Here is a 21548-nt window from a genome sequence, read left to right on the forward strand (position 1 = left end):
CATGACCGCCGCGAGCCAAACCCCCGCCGCGCGCCCCCGCTCCGTGCCGAAGCGCTGGCCCACCTCACTCGTCCTTGGGATCGCGCTGCTGGCGCCGCTGCTGGTGGTCGCCGTGGCCGGCCCCTGGCTGGCCCCCTACCCCTACGACGAGATGAACATCATGAGCCGGCTGCAGCCGCCGGGGCCGGACTTCTGGTTCGGCACCGACGAGTACGGCCGCGACGTGTTCAGCCGCACCCTCGTCGGCACGACCAACTCTCTGGTCATGGGCGTCGCCGCCACCGCCATCAGCCTGCTCGTCGGCGTGCCGCTGGGGCTGGTCGCCGGCTACGGCCGGGGCCGGACCGACGAGATCATCATGCGCTGCATGGACGTGCTGATGTCCTTCCCGCCCATCCTGCTGGGCATCCTCGTCCTGGCGGTCACGCCGCCGGCCCTGTGGAAGGCGGTCGTCGCCATCGGCATCGTCTATGTGCCGCAGGTGGTCCGCCTGACCCGCGCCATCACCCTGGAGCTGATGCAGGAGGAGTTCATCACCGCCGCCCGGCTGCGCGGCGAGAGCACCGCCTACATCCTGTTCCACGAGATCCTGCCGAACATCTGGCCGCCGCTGGCGGTCGAGTCCAGCCTGCGCGTCGTCTTCGCCATCCTGCTGGGCGCCGCCCTCAGCTTCATCGGCATGGGCGCCCAGCCGCCTTCCTCCGACTGGGGCCTGATGATCAGCGAGGCCCGGCCCTTCGTCGAGCAGGCGCCCTGGATCGCCCTGTGCCCCGGCCTCGCCATGGGCATCACCGTGATCGGCATCAACCTGCTGGGCGATGGACTGCGCGCCGTGCTGGACCCCCGCAACACGGGAGGACACTGACCCCATGACCGCTCTCGTGCCCCTTTCCGCCGCGTCCCCCGATCCGAGCCCGGCCCCCGCGACCGCCGTGTCCGCCCTGCTGGAGGTGCGCAACCTCACCATCAACTACGCCAGCCCGCGCGGCACGCTGCGCGCCGCCAGCGACGTCAGCTTCGCGATCCGGCCGGGCGAGGTCATGGGGCTGGTCGGCGAGTCCGGCTCGGGCAAGAGCACCGTCGCCATGGCCATCCTCGACCTGCTGGGCGAGGCCGGGCGCATCGACGCCGGCGAGATCCTGTTCGAGGGAACCGACCTGCGCCGCCTGTCCGCCGCGCGCCGCCGGAGCTTGCGCGGCGACCGCATCGCCGCGGTGTTCCAGGACCCCTTCACCTCGCTGAACCCGGCGCTGACCGTCGGGCGGCAGATCGCCGAGCCGCTGGTCCAGCACAAGGGCTTCACCCCCCGGCAGGCCGCACCCCGGGTGGAGGAGCTGCTGGCCGAGGTCGGCATCCGCGAGCCGCGGCGCATCGCGCAATCCTACCCGCACCAGCTGTCGGGCGGCATGCAGCAGCGCGTGCTGATCGCCACCGCGCTCGGCTGCGATCCCAAGCTGCTGATCCTCGACGAGCCGACGACGGCGCTCGACGTCACGGTCGAGGCGCGGATCATCGAGCTGCTCGCCGGCCTGTGCGAGAGCCACCATCTGAGCGCCCTGTTCGTTTCCCACAACCTCGGCATCGTCAACCGCATCTGCAACTCGGTCTGCGTTCTCTACGGCAGCGAGGTCGTGGAGACCGGGCGCACCCGCGACGTGCTGGCCCGGCCGGTCCATCCCTACACCAAGGGGCTGGTGGCGGCTTTGCCGCGCATCACCACCGACCGCCGGCACCGCCTGTCCTCGATCCCCGGCACGGTCAGCAAGCTGTCGGGTCCCCCTGACTCCTGCGTCTTCGCGCCGCGCTGTCCGTTCGCCGAGGAGACCTGCCGCCGCCTGCCCCAGGCGTTGCGCGGGGACGCCGCCGGCAACAGCGTGCGCTGCTGGAAGGCCGAAGCCCTGTCCGGCACCCCCTGGCCGGAGGAGTCGACCGCATCCCGGCCGCCGGCGGCGCCGCCGGCCCGCTCCGCCCCGCTGGTGCAGGTCGATGCGCTGCGCAAGGTCTTCGGCGAGCGCCGGTCGATCCTGCCGTGGCTCCGCCGCGACGGCACGGTGGCGGTCGACGACGTCTCCTTCACCATCCGGCGCGGCGAGGTGCTGGGCGTGGTCGGCGAGAGCGGCAGCGGCAAGAGCACGATCGGCCGCTCCCTGCTGGCGCTGATCGAGCCGACCGCCGGCACGGTGCTGTTCGACGGCGCCGACTTCGTCAAGCAGGCCAAGGAGGGCGACCGCGACCTGCGCCGCCGCGCCCAGCTGGTCTTCCAGAATTCCGCCGCCTCGCTCAACCCGCGCAAGACGGTGGGGGCGGCCATGGAGCGCCCGCTCGTCCTCGCCGGCCGCCAGGGCGAGGCGGAGCGCCGGGAGATGATCGCGGCTCTGCTGACCCGCGTCGGCCTGCCCGCCGCCTACGCCGACCGCTACCCGCACGAGTTGAGTGGCGGCGAGCGCCAACGCGTGAACATCGCCCGCGCCCTGGCCACCGACCCGGAATTCGTCGTCTGCGACGAGGCGGTGTCGGCGCTCGACGTCTCGGTGCAGGCCAACATCCTCAATCTGCTGGCCGACCTGCGGGACGAGTTGGGGCTGTCCTACCTGTTCATCACCCACGACATCGCCGTGGTGTCGCACATCGCCGACCGCGTGCTGGTCGTCTATGGCGGCACCATCTGCGAGGAGGGACCGATCGGCCGGGTCCTGCGCCCGCCCTACCACCCCTACACCGAGGCGCTGCTGTCGGCGGTTCCGCGGCTGAGCGGAGCGGAGGACGGGACGGAGCCGGAACGCATCCTGCTGGAGGACTCCACCGCACCGCCCGGCGGCGGGGGATGCGCCTTCCGCGGCCGCTGCCCGCGCAAGCTCGGCACCATCTGCGACGAGCGCGCGCCGCCGGTGCAGACGGCGGCAGACGGCCACCGCATCGCCTGCCACATCCCGCTGGCCGAGTTGGCGGAACGGGCGTCGGTCTTCCCCGAGCTGGCGGCCCTGCACTGACCGCCTAACCCGCAGCCAACCCTTTCCGGGCGGCGTGACGGCCGGGAGCCCTTTCGGCTCCCCGGACACGCCCTCTCCATGCCCGGCGCACCCGTTCACCCAAGAGAGAACCGACCCATGACCACCCACACCCGCATCCGCAAGTTCAACACCAAGAAGACCTATCCCGAGCAGGCGCTGGACAACGACCTCTGCCAGACGGTCGTGGCCCGCGGTGCGATGGTCTTCGTGCGCGGCCAGATCGGCCAGAACCTCGACACCAGCGAGAGCGTGGCCATCGGCGATGCCGCCGGCCAGACCGAGCAGGCCATGAGCAACATCAAGATGCTGCTGGACGAGGCCGGCGCGAAGATGGAGCACATCTGCAAGATCACCGTCTACATCACCGACCCGCGCTACCGCGAGCCGGTCTACCGCACCATCGGCAAGTGGCTGAAGGGCGTCCATCCCGTCTCCACCGGCATCGTCGTCAGCGCCCTGGCGCGGCCGGAGTGGGTGGTGGAGGTCGACGCCATCGCCGTGATCCCCGACGCCGCCTGATTTCCCGCATCACACAGAAGAAATCTGGAACGCCCGCCATGAGCAGCACCCTGACCAACCCACCGCGCCGCGAACTGCAGAGCTTCCTCGACTTCCCCATCTGCACGGATCTCGACCAGCTCGACGGCCATATCGGCATCCTCGGCATCCCCTACGGCGATCCCTACTCGATCGACGAGGTGACCAACGACCAGACCAACGCCCCGACCTGGGTCCGCCGCTACACCGAGCGGGCGTTGCGCCATCTGGAGCGCTGGGACTTCGACATCGGCGGTCCGCTGCTCGGCGGGAAGGACATCAAGGTCGTGGACTGCGGCGACGTGAAGGCGAACCCGCGCGACCTGGACCTGCATTACCGCAACGCCGAGGCGGTGGTGCGGGCGATGCTCGCCAAGGGCATGCTGCCGATCATCATCGGCGGCGACCACGGCATCCCGATCCCGGTGCTGCGCGCCTACGACGATCAGGAACCGATCACGCTCGTGCACATCGACGCGCACCTCGACTGGCGCGACCATGTGAACGGCGCCCGAGGCGGCTATTCCAGCCCGATCCGCCGCGCGGCGGAGATGGACCATGTCGGCCAGATCTTCCAGATCGGCCTGCGCTCCGCCGGAAGCGCCCGGCCAGAGGAAGTCGAGGCGGCCCAGGCCTACGGCGCCGTGCTGATCCCCGACGTGGAACTGCAGGAGGTCGGCATGAAGGCGGTGCTCGACCGCATTCCCGACGGCGGGCGCTACTACCTGACCATCGACGCCGACGGCATGGACCCGACCATCATGCCGGCCGTCAACGGCCCGGCGCCGGGCGGCGTGACCTATCCCCAGATCCGCACGCTGATCCACGGTCTGGTGAAGAAGGGCCGCGTGGTCGGCATGGACATCGTGGAGATCACGCCCAAGAAGGACGTGAACGGCATCACCGCCATCACCGCCGGGCGCATCATCTGCAACCTGATCGGCAAGACCATCCAGGCCGGCTACTTCGACGCCAAGTGAGCGGCGCGGCCTGACGAGGAACGGAGGAGGCCAGCCGACGGCCGCCTCCGTCCTGACGGCAGCGCTGGCTTGTGAAAGACAGCGCTGAATGACCAAGGAAGAAGGACCATACCCGCCATGGGTGCGACGCTGGACATTCTGGAGCGGCTTGTGGCCTTTCCCACGGTCAGCCGCGACAGCAACCTCGACCTCATCCTCTGGGCGAAGGAGCGGCTGGAGGCGGCCGGCGCCACCACGCGGATGGTGCCGAGCGAGGACGGGCGCAAGGCCAATCTCTTCGCCAGCGTCGGCCCGGTCGACCGTCCGGGCGTCCTGCTGTCCGGACACACCGACGTGGTTCCGGTGGATGGGCAGGCCTGGACCAGCGACCCCTTCCGCCTGACCCGCCGGGCCGGGAATCTCTATGGGCGGGGAACCGCCGACATGAAGGGCTTCGTCGCCGCCGCGATGGCCCTGGCCGAGCGGGCGTCCGGGCGGACGCTCAGCCAGCCCCTTCATCTCGCGCTGTCCTACGACGAGGAGGTCGGCTGCCTGGGCGTGCGGCGCCTGATCGACATGATGGCGGCCCTGCCGGTCCGCCCGCGCTTCTGCATCGTCGGTGAACCCACCCTGATGCAGGTGGTCACGGCCCACAAGGGCAAGACGGCGCTGCGCATCGACTGCCGCGGGGTCGAATGCCATTCCAGCCTGGCGCCGCAGGGGATGAACGCCATCCATATGGCCTGCGACATGCTTACGGGACTGCGCCGTCTGCAGGAGCGGGTGCAGACCGAAGGCCCGCGCGACGCCGATTACGACGTGCCCTGGACCACCATCCACGCCGGTGTCATCCAGGGCGGCAGCGCGCTGAACATCGTGCCCAACCATTGCCGCCTCGACATGGAAATCCGCCACTTGCCGCAGGACCCGGTGGAGCCTCTGCTCGACGCGGTGCGGGCGGAGGCGGCGGCCATCGAAACGCGCGCGCGAAGCGCCTTTCCCGCCGCCGCCGTCGAGGTCGCCGAACTGTCCAGCTATCCGTCGCTCGACACCGACGGGGACTCGGAGGTGGTGTCCTTCGTCAAGGCGCTCACCGGCGGCAACAGCCTGGGCAAGATTTCCTTCGGCACCGAAGGCGGCCTGTTCCAGCAGCGCTTGTCGCTTCCCACCGTCGTCTGCGGCCCCGGCAGCATCGGCGAGGCCCACAAGCCGGACGAGTTCATCGCGGAGGAGCAGTTGGCGGCCTGCGACCGCATGCTGGACCTTCTGCTGACCCGTCTGGCCTGACGAGCTGAGGTTTTCCGCGCGGCCTCCGGTCAGGGGCCGCGCGTCAGCGTGACCGGAGTCGCGTTTGGCGGCCAGAGCGTGTCCGGGTCGACGCCCATCCAGCGGCACAAGGCGTGCCACGTCCCGGCGTGCGCCACGATCAAGGGGGGCTGCCCGTCCGCCGGAATCGGCAACCCGCTCAACGCCGCGGTGACACGGGCCTGGAAGGCGGACAGGCTTTCACCCCCCGGCACCTCCTCGCGCAGGAGATCCCCCGGCACGGCGCCCCCCTCCAGGTCACCCCAGCGCCGCTCCTCCAGACCGGGGACGATGGCCACCGGAAGGCCCAGCGCCGCGCCGATGATTCCGGCGGTTTCCAGCGCGCGCCGCTGCGGGCTGGAATGAATGGCCGCGACCGGCCTCCCCTGGGCGGCCAGCGCCGCCGCCGCCGCGTGGGCCTGCGCCCGCCCGCGGTCGGTCAGCGACACATCGCGCGACCCGGCCAGCCAGCCGCCAAGGTTGCTTTCCGTCTCGCCATGCCGGCAGAAAACGACCCGATCCAGCGTGGGACGGCTCATGCCGGGGAACCCTCGGACAGCGCCCCCGTCAGGTCGCCGAAGCGCTCCAGGATGCCGTCGTGGGGAAGGCTGTCGAGCGGCACCCGCGCGTAGCCGTAGCGCAGCACCAGAACCCGCGCCACCCCGGCGGCGCGGGCGGCGGCCACGTCATGCTCGTTGTCGCCGACGAAGACGGTGTCCTCGGGCCGGACATTCATCAGGGCTAGCAGGCCGAGCACCGGCTCCGGCGATGGCTTGCGGTTGGGGAAGCTGTCGCCGCCGACCACCGCCGTGAAGCGGTCCGCGATGCCCAGGTCGGCGAGCAGCCGCCGGGTCGCCGCCATCGGCTTGTTGGTGCACACCCCCAGTTTCAGCCCGGCCGCGGACAGCGCCGTCAGCGTCTCCGCCACGCCGGGATAGAGCGCGCTGTGGGCGCTGGGGTCGGCCTCGTAGATGGCGAGGAAACGGCGGGTGTGGGCCGCCGTCTCCTCCGCTCCGGGCAGGCCGCCGGTGGCGGTCAGGACCCGCTCCACCAGCTTGGCCACCCCGTCGCCGATGAAGGAGCGCACCGCCGGCAGATCGACCGGCGGTCGGCCCAGCTCGGCCAGCAGGGCGTTGGAGGCGTGCATCAGGTCGGCGGCGCTGTCCACCAGCGTGCCGTCAAGGTCGAAGGCGACAGCACGCAAAGACGTGCGGTTGGGAAGGCTGGTCACCGGAGTGCGACTCCTATCGGCGCAGGAAGCGGGCCTTGTCGGCCGCGAGGTCGAGGGTGATCGGGGTGTCGGTCGGCAGCAGCGCGTCGCCGGCTTGGTGCGGGGCGTCAACCTGCACCTGCTGCCCCCCGATGTCCACCGCGTAGCGGATCGAGGCGCCCAGGAACTCGCGATGCCGCACCACGCCCATCAGTCGGACATGCCCCGCGCGCGGCGGCCCGCCGTCCTGGCGGATGAAGAGGTTCTGCGGGCGGAACATCAGCTTGCCCTCGGCCCCTGGCTCCACACCGTGCGGCAACGGGATCGGCACGCCGCCGCCCATGACGAAGGCCGTCCCACCGTCCACGGCGCGCACCTGCCCTTCCAGCACGTTGGCGGTGCCGAGGAAGCCGGCGACGAACAGGTTGGCCGGGTGGTCGTACAGCTCCTGCGGGGTGCCGACCTGCTGGACGATGCCGTCCTCCATCACCGCGATGCGGTCGCAGATGGTGTTGGCCTCCTCCTGGTCGTGGGTGACGAAGATGGTGGTCAGCCCCAGCTTGCGCTGAAGGCTCAGCAGCTCCTGGCGCATCTGCACGCGCAGCTTGGCGTCGAGGTTCGACAGCGGCTCGTCCAGGAGCAGCACCTTCGGCTCGATCACGATGGTGCGGGCAAGCGCGACGCGCTGCTGCTGGCCCCCCGAAAGCTGCGACGGGCGGCGGTCGGCCAGATGCTTCAGCCCGACGAGGTCGAGCGCCGCGTCCACCCGCCGCTCGATCTCCGCGCGCGGCACGCGCCGCTCCTCCAGCCCGAAGGCGACGTTGCGGCGCACCGTCATGTGCGGCCACAGCGCGTAGCTCTGGAACACCATGCCGACGTCGCGCTTGTGAGCCGGCAGGGACGAGATGTCGCGCCCGCCGATCGTCACCGCCCCGCGCTGCGCCGTGTTGAAGCCGGCGATCAGCCGCAGCAGCGTGGTCTTGCCGCAGCCCGACGGGCCGAGGAAGGCGAAGAACTCGCCCGGCTTGATGTCGAGATGGATGTCCTTCAGCACGCGGTGGCTGCCGTAGGACAGGTCCACGCCGTTGATGCGGACGCCGACGCTCTCCATCCCGGCGGCCAGGGAGGTGGGGGAGAATTGATGGTTCATGGTGGCGGTTCCCCTCAATGGTCCTGGCCGCGCTCGCGCCGGCCCCGCTCGATGATGACGTGCGACAGGTAGGTGCCCAGCCCGACGATGACGACGGCGAACACGCCCAGCGCCGCCCCCGGGCCGCGCCCGGCCGCCGACTGCATGTAGACGTAGAGGCCGTAGGCCAGCGGCGCGTCGCTCTGCGAATGGACCAGCATGATCGTCGCCGACAGCTCGACCGCCGCAGTGGCGAAGCTGGTGACGAAGCCGGCCAGGATGCCGCCGGACATCAGCGGCACGACCACCCGGCTGATGGTGCGCAGCTTGGTGGCGCCCAGATTTTCGGCCGCCTCCTCCAGCGAGTTGCTGACCTGCTGCAGGGCCGCGGTGCAGGCGCGCAGCGCGTAGGGCAGGCGGCGGATCGCCAGCGCGAAGACCAGGATCAGCCAGAAGCCGGACAGCGGCTGCCCGGTGAAGGGCATGGGCACGTCGTAGAAGCTGCGCAGATAGCCGATGCCCAGCACCACGCCCGGCACCGCCAGCGCCGCCATGGCGATGTAGTCCAGCCATTGCCGGCCCGGCAGCTTGCTGCGCAGGACCAGATAGGCGATGGCCGTGCCGATCACCACGTCGAGCAGTGCGGCCAGCGAGGCGTAGAGCAGCGTGTTGGTGATGTACTGGCCGCTCTCCAGGAAGACCGTCCCGTAATGCTTCATCGTGAAGGCGTCGGGGAACGGGCTGAAGGACCAGATCGTCGCGAAGGACAGCAGGGTCAGGCCGATGTGCGGCGCCAGAACCAGCACCAGGATCAGCAGCACGACCGCGTAGGCCGCCACCAGCTCCAGCGGCTTCATGCGCCGACGGGCCAGACCGCCGCCGCCGCGCTGGACGGTCGCGTAGTCCTTGCCCTTCATCGCCAGCGCCGACACCCATAGGGCGAGCAGCGAGCAGACGATCAGCACCACCGAGATCACGTACCCCATCGGGTCGGCGATGCCGATGGAGGAGATGCGCAGGTAGGCCTGCGGCGCCAGCATGTCGTTGACGTTGAGCAGCAGCGGCGTGCCGAGATCGTCGAACACCTTGATGAAGACCAGCGACGCGCCGGCGACGTAGCCCGGCATGGCCAGCGGAAAGACGATGCGGCGGAACAGCCGGAAGCCGTGGCAGCCGAGGTTTTGCGCGGACTCCTCCATCGCCCGGTCGATGTTCTTCAGACTGGCCGACAGGTTGATGAGGATGAACGGGAAATAGTGGATGCTCTGCACGAAGATGACGCCGTTCAGCCCCTCCATGAACGGGATCGAGATGCCGAAATGGTCGCGCAGCAGCAGGTTGACCGTGCCGTTGCGCCCGAACAGGAGCTGCATCGCCACGGCGCCGATGAAGGGCGGCATGATGAGCGGAATGATGCCCAGGCTCTGGATCAGCACGGCGCCGCGGAACTCGAAGCGCGTCGTCAGATAGGCCAGCGGCAGGGCCAGCGCGCTCGCCACCACCACCGACATGGCGGAGACGTAGAAGGAGTTCCAGAAGGACCGCATGAACAGGTCGTTCCGGAAGAAGTCGGCGAAGTTGATCAGGGTGAAGGACCCGGTCGTCTTGTCCTGGAAGGCGACGAAGATGACCTGGACGACCGGCACGACGAGGAACAGCAGCAGGAACAGCGCGATCAGCACAGCCGCCACCGCCGGCCCCGGCCGCACGCGCGCGATGCTTTCGCGCGTGAGCGCAAGAGACGTCATGGTTCAGCCCAATGGTATCGGGGGAGAAGGCGAGGCGGGGCGCCCGCGCGGGGCGCCCCTCCCATCACGCTCGGGTCAGCGGGCCAGCGCCAGGGCCTCTTCGGCCTTCTTGCGGGCGGCGGCGTAGTTGTCCTTGGCGAAGGCGGCCCACTTCTGCTCGACCTGGGCCTGACGCTCCGGCACGGCGTCGGTGGCGCTCTTGCGTTCCACCGTGAAGGCGCCGGCGAGCTGCGGGTCGGCGGCCTCCTGGGCGGTCACCGGCATGGCGGCGACGAGATCGCGCGCCTCGGCCAGCAGCGCCTTGGCCTTGTCGTTGGGCTTCTTGGCCAGCGCGGCGTCGGCCTGATGGATGGCGCGGGTCGCCGCCTTCAGCCCGTCGAGCTGGAAGGTGATGAGCTGGTCGAACAGCGCGTCCACCACGTTGTAGCGGGCTTGCGACACCTCGACGTCGAAGTTCACCTGCGAGCCCAGCGAGGTGTCCTTGAACGGGTTCGGGTAGTCGGCCGGGGCCTTGGCGTAGGTCGTCGGGTTGACCGGCAGGCGGCGGATGGCCGGCTGCAACAGGACCTCCTGGCCCTGCGGCGACAGGATGAAGTCGACGAAGGTCTCGGCGGCGGCCTTGTTGGGGGCGTTCTTCACGATGCCGATGTTGGCCGGCACGATGGTGGTGACCGTCGGATAGACGAACTCCACCGGGAAGCCAGAGGCCTGGGACGACAGCGCGAAGAAGTCGATCACGATGCCGATGCCGAAGCTGCCGGAGTTCACGCCGTCCGGCACGCCGAAGCTGCGCTCGGTGATGGTGCGGTAGTTGCCGGCGATCTCCTTGTTGGTCCGCCAGCCCTTCTCCCAGCCCTCGCCCTGGAGGATGGTCTCGATGGTCAGGTGCGTGGTGCCGGAGCGCGACGGGGCGGAGATGGCGACGTGGTCGTAATAGACCGGCTTGGCGAGGTCCGACCACTCCTTGGGGGCCGGCAGCTCGTTGGCCTTCATGTAGCGGCTGTTCCACATGATGCCGTAGCCCGAGGCGGCGAAGCCGGCGTACATGCCCTCGGGATCGTTGATCGGGTAGGCGCCGACCTTCTCCGGAATGCCCTCGACCTTCGGCTTGTAGGCTTGCAGCAGGTTGGCGCCCTTCAGGACCTCAAAGGCGTCGGGGGCGGAGGCCCAGAACAGGTCGGTGCCGTTGTTCGACGCCGTCTCCTGGAGATACTTTACGCCCGCGTTGGTGTTGCGGTTCAGAACCTCGAGCGTGACCTTCGGATAGGCCTTCTGGAAGGCCTGCTGGAAGGCGCTGGTCAGGTCCTTCGGGAAGGAGGTGACGACGACCAGCTTGCCCGACGGGTCCTGGGCGAAGACGGCGGTGCTGGAAGCGAGCAGGACGGCCAGGGCGGCCGCGACGCCGTGCAGCGTGCGAGACATAGGTATGGTTCCTCCCAGTGTTTTTCTGCGCGTTCTTTCAGCAATCCGCGTGCCAGACCGTTCGCAAGCGAATTCATTGGGATCGCGCTCGAAGGATGGGTAAAGCCGGTAACATCGGGTGGTTGCGATGGGTAACGGCGGGAACAGGGAGGCCCGGCCCCAGGGCCTCGTCACCTTGGATCGGAGATCAGCCCCGCACGGCGGCAAAGCCCGGCAACGAAGAAGGCGACGCCGCGGCCAAAAGCGTTACCGCCTTCCAGAGTATCCAGCCTCTCCTTGAATGGGTTTGTGCGGCGCATCGGTGATCGAGCAAAATATTTAAAACAAAAACCAATGAAACAGCCCCCCGCAAACTGCTGATAACAAACAATAGAACTCACTCATCCAATTAAAACACAATCGTATTCCCAGAAATATTGTCATTTATGGAGCAGATTTGCGCACCTTGACCGCCGATCCAGATTGCTATTTCACTTGACGATCCTCCCTGTAATCGATGCACGCACAAAATGAACTTTTGAAGGAATCCCCATGTCATGGCTCCATTCGATCGTCAATCAATCCCCGGAAATCGCGTTATTTCTCTCCCTGGCCGGCGGCTATTGGATCGGCAAATTTCAATTCGGTAAATTTCAGCTTGGCGGTGTCGCCGGATCATTGCTGGTCGCCGTGGTGATCAGCCAGATTGGCGTATCGGTCGACAACGGCGTCAAAGCGGTTCTGTTTGCTTTGTTCATTTACGCGGTCGGCTTTGAAAGCGGACCGAAGTTCTTTCAATCGCTGGGCCGGCAGTCGATCCGCGAAATCGTCCTGGCGGCGGTTCTCGCAATCAGCGGTCTGGTCACCGTCGTGATCATGGCCCGCCTGACCGGCCTCGACAAAGGTCTGGCGGCGGGCATCGCGTCCGGTGGGCTGACCCAGTCGGCGATCATCGGCACGGCCAGCTCGGCCATCGGCAAGCTCGGGCTGCCGGCGGAGGAGGTGCAGCGCCTCCAGGGCAACGTCGCGGTCGGCTATGCCGTCACCTACATCTTCGGGTCGTTCGGCGCCATCCTGGTCTGCGTCAATCTGTTGCCCTGGATCATGAAGCGCGGCATCCGCGACGACGCCATAAAGGCGGAAACCGCGATGCTGGCCGGCGCCCATTTCCTGGCGCGGGGCGAGGAATACGCCATGCCGCCCCTGGTCGGGCGCCTCTACCGCATCGAGCGGGCGGCCGGGCGGACGGTGGCGCAGATCGAGGCGGACTCCGCCGACGGTCCGGTCAGCGTGGAACGGGTGAAACGCAAGAACGCGCTGATCGGGTTGCAGCCGGACCTGCGGCTGGAGGCCGGGGACGTCGTGCTGCTGGTCGGGAGGCGGTCCGGGGTGGTCGGCCTTGCCGACACGCTCGGCCCGGAGCTTCAGTCCTCGCAGGGCATGGACCTCATCATGCTGGTGCGCGACGTCGCCATCACCAACCCCGCCTTCGTGCACCGCACCGTCGCCGAAATCCGCAAGCTGTCCTCCGCCAACCTGTACCACGGCGTCTATGTGACCGGCCTCAAGCGGAGCGACCGGCCGCTGCCGCTCGCCCCCGACACGGTGATCGAGGCCGGCGACGTCGTCACGCTCTACGGCACCGCCGAGGACGTGCAGCGCGTCGCCACGTCGGTGGGGACGGAGGTCATCGCGAGCGACAAGACCGACTTCATCTACCACGGGCTGGGGCTGGCGCTGGGCCTGCTCGTCGGTCTGGCCGTCATCCGCATCGGCGACATCCCGCTGACGCTGGGCAGCGGCGGCGGCGCCCTGCTGGCCGGGCTGCTGTTCGGCTGGTACCGCACCCGCAACCTCGCCATCGGCAACATGCCGACGCCGGCCTCCACGCTGCTGCGCGACCTGGGTCTGGCCGGCTTCGTCGCCGTGGTCGGCCTGCAATCGGGCCGGCAGGCGGTCAGCACCGTGGTCGAAAGCGGGTTGAGCATCTTCCTGGTCGGCGTGGTCGTGACGCTGGTGCCGATGATCATCACCCTGTTCGTCGGGCGCTACCTGCTGCGCTACGACAACGCGGCCATCTTCGCCGGCGCGCTCGCCGGATCGCGGAGCGCCAACCCCGCCTTCGGCGAGGTGCTCGACAAGGCTGGCAACTCCATCCCGACCGTTCCCTTCGCCATCACCTACGCGCTGGCGAACGTCTTCCTGACCCTGCTGGGGCCGCTGGTGGTGGCCTTCGTGTGATCCAGACGAGGAGTTCCCCTGATGGACTCGATCGATTACAGCCGATACGCGAAGCTCAGCCCCTTCGAACTGAAGGATGAACTGATCAAGCTCGCCTCCGGCCGCGAGAACCGGCTGATGCTCAACGCGGGGCGCGGCAACCCGAACTTCCTGGCGACCCTGCCGCGCCGCGCCTTCTTCCGGCTGGGACTGTTCGCCGTCGCCGAGGCCGAGCTGTCCTTCTCCTACATGCCGAACGGCGTCGGCGGCCTGCCGCGGATCGAGGGCATCGAGGGCCGGTTCGAACGCTACGTCTCGGAACACCGCGACCAGGAGGGCGTGGTGTTTCTCGGCCGCGCGCTGAGCTACGTGCGCGACCAGCTCGGCCTGTCGGGCTCCGGCTTCCTGCACGAGATGGTGGAAGGGGTGCTGGGGGCGAACTATCCGGTGCCGCCGCGCATGCTGTCGCTCAGCGAAGACATCGTCCGCCACTATCTGGTGAAGGAGATGGTCGGCGGCTTCCTGCCGACCGGCAACATTGATCTGTTCGCGGTCGAGGGCGGCACCGCGGCGATGACCTACATCTTCAACACGATGAAGCAGAACGGGCTGCTCGAACGGGGCGACAAGGTGGCCATCGGCCTGCCCGTCTTCACCCCCTACATCGAAATCCCGGAACTCGACGAGTACGGGTTGACGGAGGTCGCCATCAACGCCGACCCGGCCAGCCATTGGCAGTATCCGGACACCGAGCTGGACAAGCTGAAAAACCCGGCGGTCAAGGTGTTCTTCTGCGTCAACCCCAGCAACCCGCCCTCGGTCAAGATGGACGACCGCAGCCTCGACCGCATCGCCGCCATCGTGAAGACCGAGCGCAAGGACCTGATCATCTTGACGGACGATGTCTACGGGACCTTCGCCGACGATTTCCGGTCGCTGTTCGCCGTCTGCCCCGAGAACACCATGCTGGTCTATTCCTTCTCGAAATATTTCGGAGCGACGGGATGGCGACTGGGCGTGATCGCCACGCACAAGCAGAACGTCTGCGACCAGCGGATCGCCGGCCTGCCGGAGGAACGGAAGGCGGCGCTTGATCGCCGGTACGGCTCGCTGGTGCCGGACGCGCGTGGCCTGCGCTTCGTCGACCGGCTGGTCGCCGACAGCCGCACCGTGGCGCTGAACCACACCGCCGGACTGTCCACGCCGCAGCAGGTGCAGATGGTGCCGTTCTCCCTGTTCGCCCTGATGGACGAGCAGGACGGCTACAAGACCGAGCTGAAGAAGGTCATCCGCCGGCGTGAGGCCGCCCTGTACCGCGAGTTGGGCCTGCCGACGCAGCCCAACCCGAACGCGGTGGACTACTACACCCTCCTCGATCTGGAGGAGATCGCGCTCAAGCTCTACGGCCCGGACTACGCTGCCTGGGTGAAAGCGAACTTCGTTCCGAACGATCTGCTGTTCCGCATCGCCGCGGAGACCGGCATCGTCCTGTTGCCGGGCAAGGGCTTCGGCACCCAGCAGCCGGCCGCCCGCGTCTCGCTGGCCAATCTGAACGAATACGAGTACGCGGCGATCGGGCGCTCGTTGCGCGGGATGGCCGACCAGTCCTACGAGGAGTTCAAAACGCAACGGCAGGACGGGAAGACACCGGACGGCAAGACAAAGCCCAACTGACCGCCCTGGCCCACCCTCATTCCTCGGTGAAGTCGCCGCGCTGGAGGCCGTGGTGGCGCATCTTCAGGTACAGGGTCTTGCGGGTGATGCCCAGCTTGTCCGCCGTCTCGCCGACCCGCCCGCCGCAGCGGGCCAGCGCGTCCTCGATGAACTGCTTCTCGATGCGGTCCATCTGCTCGGCCAGGGGTTCGATCCCGCTGCCGCCCGCCCCGGTCACAGCTCCGCCCGCCAGACCATCTCCCAGGCCCAGGGCCATGCGCTCGGCGACGTTGCGCAGCTCGCGGACGTTGCCCGGCCAGCCATGGGCGGCCAGACGGGCCAACGCCGCCGCGTCCACCGGCGGCGCCGGGCGGCGGGCGCGGGCCGAGGCGGCGTCGAGGAAATGGCGCAGCAGCAGCGGCACATCTTCCCGCCGCTCGCGCAGGGGCGGGAGCGGGACGGTCACCACGTTCAGGCGGTAGTAGAGATCCTCGCGGAACTTGCCCTCCCCGGCCAGCCGCAGCAGATCGACCTTGGTGGCGGCGACCACGCGCAGGTCCAGCGGGATCGGCCGGTTGCCGCCGACCCGCTCGATCACCCGCTCCTGCAGCACGCGCAGCAGCTTGACCTGGAGATGCATCGGCATGCTCTCGATCTCGTCGAGGAACAGCGTGCCGCCGTCGGCGTGTTCCAGCTTGCCGATGCGCCGCCCCTGCGCGCCGGTGAAGGCGCCGGGCTCGTGGCCGAACAGCTCGCTCTCGATGATGGTATCGGGCAGGGCGCCGCAGTTCAGGGCGACGAAGTTGCCGGACCGCCGCCGCCCGGCATCGTGCAGGCTGCGGGCGACCAATTCCTTGCCCGTTCCGGTTTCGCCAAACAGCAGGACGTCCACCTCCGCGTCGGCCAGCCCGGCCACGGCGGCGCGCAGCCGTTCGATGGCGGACGAGCGGCCGATGATGCGCGCTTCCAGCGAACCGCCGCCAGCCAGCTGCGCCCGCAGGCTGCGGTTCTCCAGCACCAGCCGCCGGTGCTCCAGCGCGCGGCGCACCACCTCGACCAGATGGCCGGGCTCGGCCGGCTTCTCGATGAAGTCGTAGGCGCCCCCGCGCACCGCGCGCATTGCCATGGCGATGTCGCCGTGGCCGGTGACCAGCACCACCGGCACCTCCGGATCGGCGGTGCGCACCCGGTCCAGCAGGGCGAAGCCGTCCAGTCCGGGCATGCGCACGTCGGTCACCACCACGCCCAGCCAGGACGGGCCGAGCCGGTCCAGGGCGTTTTCGGGCCGGGTCGTCGCCTCCACCGCGAAGCCTTCCAGCTCCAGCGTCTGGCGGCTGGCATCCAGCACCTCGTCGTCGTCGTCGATCAGAAGAACGGTCATGCGATGTCGCTCAGGCACGGGTCAGGGTCAGCAGGAAGGTGGTTCCGCCGGGGCCGCTCTCGGCCACGGACAGGGCACCGCCAAAGTCCCGCACGATGTTGTAGGAGATCGAGAGGCCGAGGCCGAGCCCCGTGCCCACCGGCTTGGTCGTGAAGAAGGGGTCGAACACCTGCCCGGCCACCGCGTCCGGGATGCCGGGGCCGCTGTCGCGCACCGTGATGCGGACGGTCCCCTCCGCCGCCTCCGCGGCGATGGCGACGCGGCGCTGCGGGGCGTCGGCCACGGCGTCCAGCGCGTTGCTCAGCAGGTTGACCAGCACCTGCTCCAGCCGGACCTCCTCAGCGCGGACGCGCAGCGGCTCACCCTCCGGCAGTTCCACAGCCAGCTCCACGGACTCCTCGCGCAGCCGGTCGCCGAACAGGGAGAGCGCGCCCTGCACCACCGGCGCCAGCTCCACCGCACCCAACCGGGTGTCGGGACGGCGGGCGAAGCGCTTCAAATGGTTGGTGATGTTGGCCATGCGGGCGGTCAGATCGGCGATCTTGCCGAGGTTGCCCTCCGCCTCCGCGACCCGCCCGAGCGTGATCAGCTTGCGCCCGTTGTGGGCGTAGGAGCGGATGGCCGACAGCGGCTGATTCAGCTCGTGCCCCACCCCGGCGGCCAGCTGGCCCAGCGCCGCCAGCTTGCCGGCCTGCACCAGCTCCGCCTGGGTGTCGCGCAGGTCGCGCTCGGCGCGCTGGTGCTCGGCGATGGACCGCTCCAGCCGCGCGTTGATGGTGCGCAGATCGGCGGTGCGCTCCGCCACCGTGCGTTCCAGAAGCTGCTGCGCCTCCACCCGCTCCGTCATGTCCGTCAGGGTGACGATGAAGCGCTGCTGCTGGCGCCGCCGGAAAGGGCGGATACCGACTTGGACCGGCACCGGGCGACCGTTCGGCCGCCGTCCGGCGGTCAGGATGGAGAGGGACGGTGCCGCGTCGTCGGGCGCCTCGCGAGCCTCGCGGAAGAAGTCCTCCACGCGTCGCGCGCCGGCGGGGTCCAGCCGGTCCGCCAGACGTCCGTCCGCACTGCCCTCCGGCGCGGCGATCAGGGCGGCGGCCAGCGGGTTGACGAACTCGATCACCCCGTCGGCGTCGGTGGTCGCCAGCCCGGCCTGGGCGTTGTCGATGATGGCCTGGGCGTTGGCCTCCTCCACAGCGATGGCGGTGTCTCGGAAGACCAGCAGGGCCGCTGCCATCTGCGACAGCTCGTCGTTGCCGCCCAGCGGGATGTCCGCCTTCAGGTTGCCCGCGGCAATCTCGTGCGCCGCGCTGCCCAGCCGCGTCAGGCGGGAGATGATGCTGCGGTTGACGTACAGCCAAGCCACCAGCACCGCCACCAGCAGACTGACCAGCGCGCTGGCCAGAAGGGCCGACCGCCCCTCGGCGATGGCCTCCGCCGAACGGGCGGCGGCGGCGCGCGAGGTGGTTTCCACCGACTGCACCTGTTGGGCGATCAGGCCGTTCAACCGGGCCACCAGCGTCCGGTTCTCGGCCAGCAGTCCCTGCCCGTGGTCGGCCGCGGCCAGCTCCGCCCGGCGCAGGTCCGGGATGCTGCCCTCGCCGCGGGTCAGCTCCAGCAGGCGGGTGACCACCTGCCCCAGCGACACGCCGTCCGCCCAGTCCTTCAGCGTGGCAAGGTCATGCTGCAACCGGTCGGCCGTCTCCTCCAGGAATCCCACGTTGTCGTCCAGCGCCTCGGTGGTGGCGAGAGTCGCGGCTCGCGCGATCAGCCCGACCGCGAGGTTGCCGTTCGCGCCGATCTGAAGCACCGCCTCGCTGCGCCGGCTTTCCTCGCGCAGCACGCGGACCGCTTCGGCGGAGCGGGTGCCGGTTTCCACGGTGCCCAGCGCGCTCTGGATGTTGAAGCGGGCGTCGGCGACCAGCGGCTCGATCTCGTCGAGGAAGTCGGCGTGCATCCAGCGCAACCGCTCGATGCTTTCCTGGTTGCGGCGGGCCAATGCCAGCCGGTGCCGCACAGTCGCGTCGAGGTCGGTCAGGTTGTGGCCGAGCGCGTCGACCATCGGGCGCAATCCGGGGACGCCGCGCTCCCCCTCCGCCGCGAGCAGGCGCAGCGCGGCGAGCCGGCGGCCCAGAGCGTCGCGGATGGTGCCCAGCTCCTGCTCCGTCCGGGCGTTGGCGAGGATCGGCGCGGTGGCGATGATGCTGCCGCCCTCCTCCGCCAGGCGCGCGGCGAGTCCCAAAGCCGGCAGATGGCTCTCCGCGAACTCGTCCAGCGTGCCGCCCAGCCGGTCGTAGGACAGCCAGCCCAGCCCGCAGGCGACCACCGACAGCGCCGCCACCGCGACGAAGGCCAGCAGCAGCCGCGCCCGGATGCCGAACCGCACGGGACCGGGAGCCTGCCCGGCGACGGCGTCCGCGCTCACGGCCAGACCCCTTCGCCGCCGGCCACGCGCAGGATGATCAGCGCGCGCTCCGCCAGGGCGAGCGCCTCGTCCAGCCGTTGCAGGGAGAAGGTGCGCCATGCGGCTTCCTGTTCCGCCTGCCGGCTGGACACGGGAAGGCCGCGCGCCGGGCGGCGCAACGCCATGGAGAAGGCGAGGTCGGTGGCCTCCGCCGCGGAGACCGGGACCGCGGTGGCCGCCGCCCGCGCGGCGCGCAGCAGGTCCGCCGCGACCGGCTCATGATTTGCGGAACCGTAGAGCGCGTGCAGGCGCGTCTCTCCCTCGTGGATCAGTTGCCAGACCCGATTCAGCGTTTTGACCCGGAACGTCACCAACTCGTCGAACAGCAGGTTGACCAGCTCGTATCGGGCGCCGGACAGGGCGCGGTCGAACAGGAACAGGTCGTCCCCCGTCTCCGTCCGGTAGGGGTCGGGATAGCCGGCCGGGGCTGCGGCGTAGGCATCGGGCCGCACCGGCAACCGCTGGATGTCCGGGCGGACGAGCAGCGCCTGACCGGCCGGGGACAGCAGGAAGTCGATGAAGGCGCGCGCTCCGTCCGGGTTCGGCGCGCCGCGCAGCAGTGCCACGCTGGCGGGAAGGAACAGGCTGTCGGCAGGATAGGCGAAGCGCAGATCGTCCTCCTCCAACCCAGCGGACTGTCCAAGGAAATCGATGCTCAGCCCGACGCCGAAGCGCCCCTTGGCGATGCCGTCCACCACGCCGTAGCTGCGCGCCGTCACGGTGGCGAGATTCCCGGCGATCTCCAGCCAAGTCGCCCATCCGCGTTCCCATCCCTGCATCTGCAGCACGGTTTCGACCATCAGATGCATGGTGCCGGAGCGCGACGGGGCGGTGATGCCGAGATGCCGGGCATAGATGGGGTGGCGAAGATCCTCCCACCGCTTCGGCGTCGGCAGGCCGTGCCGGTCGAGATAACGCGGGTTCCACAGCAGCCCGTAGCCCGACAGCGCAAAACCGAGATAGGCCCCGTCCGGATCGTTGATGGGCTGGTTCCCGATGGTCGGGGGTGCTCCCGTTGGCGGCGGGGCGACCGGCTCCAGACGCTTGGCCGCTTTCAGCACCTCGAAGGCGTCGGGAGCGGACGCCCAGAAGACGTCGACGCCACCGTCGCTCCGCTCCTGCAACTGGCTGATCGCCGCGGTGGTCTTCGTGTTGACGATGCGCAGGCGCCAATCCGGGTGGGTCGCCTCGAACGCTTCCCGCACAGGTTCGTAAAAGGCCGCGGGAAAGGATGTCAGCACGGTGACGGCGGCATCCGTGTCCTGCCCCACCGCGATACCCGGCGGCAGAAACGGGACCAGCAAAAGAGCGGCAGCGAGGTGCCCGGCAAAAGCACGCAATCCAATCATGATGGGGGACACTGTGCGGGGCGCTCTGTTCTTTTGTCCAACGGTTTGGTTCGCCCTGCGCCGGCCATGTGCCAACGGTGGCCAGGGCGGGTCTTCGCCGTCTCCGGCGCCTCTCCTCCCGGGTCGGGCTCTGCCGGGGGCTTTCACGATGGAGGCAGCCATGATCAAGCCACCCAGCACGAAGGAGGTGCGCTCCTTCATATCCGCCTTGAAGCGGGAGAAAAACCTTGAAGTCCACCGCCGACAATACCGGCTTCGGATCGGTGAGGCGTTCCGGAGCCAGCCCCTGTCGCGTCGCAGGCTGCGCAGCGTGGGAAGCGGCTTGATGAAGGGCTCTGATCGGGAAGGGCCTTGCCCGGACCCAGGGCCTGGAAACGCGAAAGGCCGGTCCCGAGTGGGAACCGGCCTTGGCGAACAGGTGATTTGGTTGCGGGGGCGCGAAACCACCGAGATTTGACTCTGCCGCCAGTGTGGATCTGACCGTTCACTGCCTGTGCGGGGACACGCAACCGGCTCAGCGGCCTCACGTCGGGTAGCCCCCGCCTCCGTCGCGCTCTACTCGATGCCTTCCCACCAGCTGGAGAAGTGTTGATCCTTGTCCCCCGGGAACACAGGCTCACCAATGAGCGGCGTGAGAAGCCTGTATGGCCGAGCTTCACTCGCGGCGGTGATGCGCTTGAACGGCTCGTCCCAAGCGTGCTTGGCGATGGTGAATCGGCCGACACGGCCGGGAAGCAGAGCCACGGCGTGCAGATCCTCGGCGGCCTGCGCGGCTTCTTCGGGGAATATGTGGATATGCGCCCAGCGCCGGTCGTACTGCCCGCCATCCAGCACGGCGAGATCGAATGACCCAAACCGGCGACCGATCTCGGCGAAATGCGGGCCATAGCCGCTGTCGCCGCTGAAGAGAATGCGCCGCGCCGGGGTGTCCAGCGCATACCCTGTCCATAGGGTCTTGTTCCGGGTCAGCAGACGCCGCGAGTAGTGACGTGCGGGGGCATCGCCAACTTGTTGACGATGCCAGCCCGCGAGGCTTTCGACAGAGCAAGGCACTCTTACTCTCCGCACCCGCCCTCAAACTTTGCAACAGAACCCTCGAACTCGGCCGGCGACGCACTTATAGGTAGACATGACCGCGTAAGATACAGTATTTAAAGAATACACGCTCTACAAAGCTGTTGTTG

At 69.0% G+C, this 21548-nt stretch carries 16 protein-coding genes; 7 read left to right on the forward strand and 9 right to left on the reverse strand.

Annotation, left to right across the window (positions count from 1 at the left end; genetic code table 11):
* Position 1: 1 nt before the first annotated feature.
* The 5 genes from ACWPXE_RS04515 (at position 2) to argE (ending at position 5794) form a co-directional block, all read left to right on the forward strand.
* Complete coding sequence (locus ACWPXE_RS04515; RefSeq protein WP_247894918.1) at positions 2-865, forward strand: ABC transporter permease; 864 nt, start codon at positions 2-4, stop codon at positions 863-865.
* Positions 866-869: 4 nt separating this feature from the next.
* Positions 870-2990, forward strand: a complete 2121-nt coding sequence (locus tag ACWPXE_RS04520) for a dipeptide ABC transporter ATP-binding protein (RefSeq protein WP_454016853.1) — start codon at positions 870-872, stop codon at positions 2988-2990.
* 117 nt (positions 2991-3107) lie between these two features.
* Positions 3108-3530: a RidA family protein gene (locus tag ACWPXE_RS04525; RefSeq protein WP_094303833.1), complete on the forward strand. Its 423-nt coding sequence runs from the start codon at positions 3108-3110 to the stop codon at positions 3528-3530.
* A gap of 38 nt (positions 3531-3568) precedes the next feature.
* On the forward strand, positions 3569-4528 hold the full coding sequence (locus tag ACWPXE_RS04530) for an agmatinase (protein WP_145629280.1): 960 nt from the start codon (positions 3569-3571) through the stop codon (positions 4526-4528).
* A gap of 117 nt (positions 4529-4645) precedes the next feature.
* Positions 4646-5794: an acetylornithine deacetylase gene (argE, locus tag ACWPXE_RS04535; protein WP_454016854.1), complete on the forward strand. Its 1149-nt coding sequence runs from the start codon at positions 4646-4648 to the stop codon at positions 5792-5794.
* A gap of 29 nt (positions 5795-5823) precedes the next feature.
* Here argE and ACWPXE_RS04540 read toward each other — a convergent pair whose 3' ends face one another.
* From ACWPXE_RS04540 to ACWPXE_RS04560, 5 genes are all read right to left on the reverse strand, one after another.
* Positions 5824-6351 (reverse strand): histidine phosphatase family protein, encoded by a 528-nt coding sequence (locus ACWPXE_RS04540; RefSeq protein ID WP_454016855.1) that lies wholly within the window; start codon positions 6349-6351, stop codon positions 5824-5826.
* Positions 6348-7043, reverse strand: coding sequence for a phosphoglycolate phosphatase (gene gph / locus ACWPXE_RS04545; protein WP_454016856.1), 696 nt, complete (start codon positions 7041-7043; stop codon positions 6348-6350). Before gph ends, ACWPXE_RS04540 begins: the two co-directional genes overlap by 4 nt.
* Before the next feature lie 13 nt (positions 7044-7056).
* A complete protein-coding gene (locus ACWPXE_RS04550; protein WP_454016857.1) occupies positions 7057-8172 on the reverse strand; it encodes an ABC transporter ATP-binding protein in 1116 nt (371 codons plus the stop codon).
* Positions 8173-8186: 14 nt separating this feature from the next.
* Positions 8187-9899 carry an ABC transporter permease gene (locus ACWPXE_RS04555; protein ID WP_035674852.1) on the reverse strand — a complete coding sequence of 571 codons (1713 nt, stop codon included), beginning with the start codon at positions 9897-9899 and terminating at the stop codon, positions 8187-8189.
* Between the two features lie 75 nt (positions 9900-9974).
* On the reverse strand, positions 9975-11321 hold the full coding sequence (locus ACWPXE_RS04560; protein ID WP_454016858.1) for an ABC transporter substrate-binding protein: 1347 nt from the start codon (positions 11319-11321) through the stop codon (positions 9975-9977).
* Positions 11322-11852: 531 nt separating this feature from the next.
* Here ACWPXE_RS04560 and aspT point away from each other — a divergent pair.
* Both aspT and ACWPXE_RS04570 read left to right on the forward strand, forming a co-directional pair.
* A complete protein-coding gene (aspT, locus tag ACWPXE_RS04565; RefSeq protein WP_454016859.1) occupies positions 11853-13541 on the forward strand; it encodes an aspartate-alanine antiporter in 1689 nt (562 codons plus the stop codon).
* A 21-nt stretch (positions 13542-13562) separates the two neighbouring features.
* Entirely contained in the window at positions 13563-15194 is a 1632-nt protein-coding gene (locus tag ACWPXE_RS04570; protein WP_454016860.1) for a bifunctional aspartate transaminase/aspartate 4-decarboxylase, read from the forward strand.
* 16 nt (positions 15195-15210) lie between these two features.
* Here the strand turns inward: ACWPXE_RS04570 and ACWPXE_RS04575 are convergent, their stop codons facing one another.
* The 4 genes from ACWPXE_RS04575 to ACWPXE_RS04590 all read right to left on the reverse strand — a co-directional run bounded on the left by ACWPXE_RS04575 (position 15211) and on the right by ACWPXE_RS04590 (position 21417).
* Positions 15211-16554, reverse strand: a complete 1344-nt coding sequence (locus tag ACWPXE_RS04575; protein ID WP_454016861.1) for a sigma-54-dependent transcriptional regulator — start codon at positions 16552-16554, stop codon at positions 15211-15213.
* 10 nt (positions 16555-16564) lie between these two features.
* Positions 16565-18976 carry an ATP-binding protein gene (locus tag ACWPXE_RS04580; RefSeq protein WP_454016862.1) on the reverse strand — a complete coding sequence of 804 codons (2412 nt, stop codon included), beginning with the start codon at positions 18974-18976 and terminating at the stop codon, positions 16565-16567.
* The gene (locus tag ACWPXE_RS04585) at positions 18973-20286 is read right to left on the reverse strand and encodes an ABC transporter substrate-binding protein (RefSeq protein WP_454016863.1); all 1314 of its coding nucleotides are present in this window, start codon (positions 20284-20286) and stop codon (positions 18973-18975) included. Before ACWPXE_RS04585 ends, ACWPXE_RS04580 begins: the two co-directional genes overlap by 4 nt.
* A gap of 633 nt (positions 20287-20919) precedes the next feature.
* On the reverse strand, positions 20920-21417 hold the full coding sequence (locus tag ACWPXE_RS04590; RefSeq protein ID WP_454016864.1) for an MBL fold metallo-hydrolase: 498 nt from the start codon (positions 21415-21417) through the stop codon (positions 20920-20922).
* Positions 21418-21548: the final 131 nt, after the last annotated feature.

The sequence above is a fragment of the Azospirillum sp. Marseille-Q6669 genome (assembly GCF_965111635.1).

Coding starts and splice junctions, on each gene's coding strand:
- ACWPXE_RS04555 (WP_035674852.1), bottom strand. CDS start 9,899: ATGACGTCTCTTGCGCTCACGCGCGAAAGCATCGCGCGCGTGCGGCCG.
- ACWPXE_RS04560 (WP_454016858.1), bottom strand. CDS start 11,321: ATGTCTCGCACGCTGCACGGCGTCGCGGCCGCCCTGGCCGTCCTGCTC.
- ACWPXE_RS04570 (WP_454016860.1), top strand. CDS start 13,563: ATGGACTCGATCGATTACAGCCGATACGCGAAGCTCAGCCCCTTCGAA.
- ACWPXE_RS04525 (WP_094303833.1), top strand. CDS start 3,108: ATGACCACCCACACCCGCATCCGCAAGTTCAACACCAAGAAGACCTAT.
- ACWPXE_RS04530 (WP_145629280.1), top strand. CDS start 3,569: ATGAGCAGCACCCTGACCAACCCACCGCGCCGCGAACTGCAGAGCTTC.
- ACWPXE_RS04520 (WP_454016853.1), top strand. CDS start 870: ATGACCGCTCTCGTGCCCCTTTCCGCCGCGTCCCCCGATCCGAGCCCG.
- ACWPXE_RS04575 (WP_454016861.1), bottom strand. CDS start 16,554: ATGACCGTTCTTCTGATCGACGACGACGACGAGGTGCTGGATGCCAGC.
- ACWPXE_RS04540 (WP_454016855.1), bottom strand. CDS start 6,351: ATGAGCCGTCCCACGCTGGATCGGGTCGTTTTCTGCCGGCATGGCGAG.
- argE (WP_454016854.1), top strand. CDS start 4,646: ATGGGTGCGACGCTGGACATTCTGGAGCGGCTTGTGGCCTTTCCCACG.
- ACWPXE_RS04550 (WP_454016857.1), bottom strand. CDS start 8,172: ATGAACCATCAATTCTCCCCCACCTCCCTGGCCGCCGGGATGGAGAGC.
- aspT (WP_454016859.1), top strand. CDS start 11,853: ATGTCATGGCTCCATTCGATCGTCAATCAATCCCCGGAAATCGCGTTA.
- ACWPXE_RS04515 (WP_247894918.1), top strand. CDS start 2: ATGACCGCCGCGAGCCAAACCCCCGCCGCGCGCCCCCGCTCCGTGCCG.